The organism is Paenibacillus sp. 01L418 (assembly GCF_056400045.1).
This window is the reverse complement of the sequence record NZ_JBFTSN010000605.1, coordinates 1-3,045: the sequence shown is the minus strand read 5'-3', so window position 1 is coordinate 3,045 and position 3,045 is coordinate 1. Positions and strand designations below refer to the sequence as shown.

The following is a 3,045-nucleotide window of genomic DNA, read 5'->3' as shown; positions in this document are numbered from 1 at the left end:
AGGTAAAGCCCTGCATATCTTGCGGCAGCGCCTCACCTTCTACAGCATGAGGCTCCCCTGTTTCTTCACGCGCTTCCGCGCCCGTAACGTATTCCACGCCGGCCAGTGGAAGCAGGTCGCCGCATTCCGTAGCGTCGAGAAAATATGGAGCCTTCAGCAGCACCGTATTTCCGCTGTCCAAGCTTTTAACCGTCACCGAGACGATGGCATCGCCATCACAATGGGCACTCACTGGAACGTGGCGGCGCAATATCGTCAGCTGCCCGCTATGTACATAAGGAGCAAGCTGACGCTCCAAAACGGCAAGCGCCGCGCGTGGCTCGTGACATAAACGGCTGACCGTACCGCCACCTGGGTTTAGCTGTTCGTTCTCCCGCGCCGCTGTCGTGAGTGGAAAGGCATCAAGGTAATAAGCGCGGATATCCTCGCGAAAGCGGCGATAGCTCCGGGTGCAGCCGAAGGACTCGATCCAGGGATGCTCGTCAGGCGGAACCGCCTGACTCGTTAATTGACCGCCGATCCAATCCGTCTCCTCCGTCATGATAACGGTTTTGCCCGACTTCGCCGCTGCCAGCGCCGCCGCAACTCCTCCCGTGCTTCCTCCTACAACTACGATGTCGGCCATTGCTTCTCGTTCCATGCACTTATCTCCTTTGGGGTTAAATAATGGTTGCAAAATAGTCATAGCTGCGCCGAATGCCTTCCGCCTCGCTGCCAACACCTTCATATTCAAGAACAAACGCTCCGCGGTATCCATTCTCCACCAGCTTGTTCACGATTTTCTCCAATTCAACATCGCCGTCTCCTAGGTTGATTCCTTCAAAAGCTTTGCCTCCGAGAGACTTATAGCGCCCGTCTTCACGCATTTCAAAATCCTTGAAATGAACATGCGAGACATAGGGGAGCAGCGTCTCAAGCGCGGCTGTCGGATGCTCGTCTACGAGCAGAAAATTGCCTGTGTCAAACGTGGATCGCAGAGCCGGAGAACCAACCCGATCGATGATCGTTTTGACCTGCTCGCCGCTTCCCGCTAACTTTCCGTGGTTTTCCAAACAGAGAACCAAGCCTTCCTTCTCAGCGACTGCAGCAGCTTCTTTCAGTCCATCGACAATCCAGTCCAGCGCTTCTTCGTAGGTTGCAATGTCGCTAAGGTTGCCGGAGAACACGCGGATGACGTTTGTTCCCAGTATCTTCGCAACAGGGTAGGCATCCGTAATCTCCTTCAGCGCCCCTGCTCTTTCCTCCTCGGTTGCCTTGACGAAATCATTGGCTACCGCGTAGCTGGACACCTTGATGCCATTATCTCTCACAAATGCAAGCACGCTTGGCAGTTCCTCCAGAACGTCCTTCCAGAACACATTCAACAGCTCGACATCCTCAATCCCTTCATCCTTGCAAAAGGATAGAAAATCCAGCACCTTCCATCCGTTTTCTCTCACGGTTCTGTGCATGCTCCACATGCTAAGTGACAGCTTCATTTTGCAACTCCCTCCATGCTCTGTTATGGCCTCGCTTTGTTGAAAGGCAACGCTATTGCTTACTGCGTACCACCATTGTAAAAGCTGCCATCCGGCATAAATAGAGTAGACCGATGACCATTTTTGGTAACTTGATGCGATTATCTCTCCATTCACTAAAAAAAGAATTGAAAGGTCCTTGCGCAGCCCTATTTGTTCGTAGTCGGCTTGTGCTATCCTGTATTTGCTGGCTACGCTCTCCAGCAGTCGAAACCAATGCGAAAGTTGAATAATTTAGATCTTATATAACTAAAAAAGGGGCTGTCTCAAAAGTCATTTTGCGATTTTTTGAGCACTACTTAGAACTTATTTTCATCGAGAAAAAGGACCTCAAGCTCCACTATACAGTGGAATTTGAAGTCCTTTCATTTGAAAACGGGGATGTTTCCCTGATGCAAAGACTTTTGCGGCAGCGCCTGCAGCATCTTCATCTAAGTGCAGAAATGCACTTATTTAACCAAATTTTCTTCAAATCTGATCAATTAGAGGTATTAGTACACCTATTTGCAACWTTCCAWTCTTGTTTGTTAAAAACAGGTGCACTTTTACACTTATTTRCTCTTACTATYGGTTCGCGCACATTACAATCATACGAGGATCATCGCCGATGCTGGATATGGTCAGTCTGAGTTATTATGCGCTACAAGCAGCAAGCAAGGGAAAAACTGAGCTGCGAGGAAGGATATTCGCTGTCGGTAAGACGAATGATTGAACCCGAAAGTATTTTAGGGCAGATAAAGAATAACCAAGGATTCCGGCGTTTCTGCTTCGCAGCTTACCTAAGGTAAGTCTGGAGGTCGGGTGGCTTTCGCTTGCCCATAATCCTATGAAGCAAGCATAGACCAGAATAGAAAAATAGCAGTACAGGAATAGCTCTCCTGTACTGCTACCAATACTCCCGTTCAAAGTGAGCTATTCCTCAGCGAGCTTGATGCTTATGGGACAGCCCCCATTCAGCTTCTTCCTATTTTTTAGCTGCCGCCCAAGCGTCCAGCTGTTTTTGTTTCTCTGCGATAATTTTGTCTATTCCCGCTGCTTTCAACTGTTTATTGAATTCAGGCAGCTTCGAAACAGGATCGACCGTTCCGGTCTCCAGTGCAATTTTGTACTGGTTTTGCACATTCGTTACTGCCGCAATTTCTGTTTTGACGGCATCTGCATTAAAAGTAAAGCCAAGCGCTTTTGATTTCACGGCGTTTCTATTAAACTCAGCCAGCTGATTCCAAAGCTCTGGATCATCGCCATTCCAAATGTGTGAAAGCGATTGGTTGCCAAACATCCAGCCCATTTGCAGGTTGTAGCCTGAGTTTGTTGCATCCACGCCTTGCGGGTAATCAATGACATTGTCGGAAACCTTCACGTAATGCTTGTTCTCAATCCCGTAATCCAGCAAGTTGATGAAGTCTTTATCGGTATACATCATATTCAGCAGCATCATCGCTCTCTCAGGGTCCTTCGAGTTTCTTGCGATACTCCACATAATGGAAGTAATATTATACGTCGCTGTTGCTGCAGGGCGGAAATGTAC

The 3,045-nt window shown here is 48.6% G+C and carries 3 protein-coding genes and 1 pseudogene; 1 reads left to right on the top strand and 3 read right to left on the bottom strand.

Annotated elements, in window-relative coordinates; translation table 11 throughout:
* Both AC1DSE_RS33460 and AC1DSE_RS33455 read right to left on the bottom strand, forming a co-directional pair.
* On the bottom strand, nt 1-640 hold a 640-nt coding region (locus tag AC1DSE_RS33460; protein ID WP_477528929.1), incomplete at its 3' end, for an FAD-dependent oxidoreductase.
* Nucleotides 641-659: 19 nt separating this feature from the next.
* Nucleotides 660-1,478, bottom strand: coding sequence for a sugar phosphate isomerase/epimerase family protein (locus tag AC1DSE_RS33455; protein WP_477510710.1), 819 nt, complete (start codon nt 1,476-1,478; stop codon nt 660-662).
* Nucleotides 1,479-2,152: 674 nt separating this feature from the next.
* On the opposite strand from AC1DSE_RS33455, the pseudogene AC1DSE_RS33450 reads away from it, so the two are divergent.
* A pseudogene (locus AC1DSE_RS33450) lies at nt 2,153-2,358 on the top strand (transposase); the annotation flags it as partial.
* 123 nt (nt 2,359-2,481) lie between these two features.
* Here AC1DSE_RS33450 and AC1DSE_RS33445 read toward each other — a convergent pair.
* A partial coding sequence (locus AC1DSE_RS33445; RefSeq protein ID WP_477528928.1) for a DUF3502 domain-containing protein occupies nt 2,482-3,045 on the bottom strand: 564 nt, incomplete at its 5' end.

Bases quoted from the DNA above. Each gene is read 5' to 3' on its own strand.
- AC1DSE_RS33455 (WP_477510710.1), bottom strand. From the start codon at position 1,478: ATGAAGCTGTCACTTAGCATGTGGAGCATGCACAGAACCGTGAGAGAA.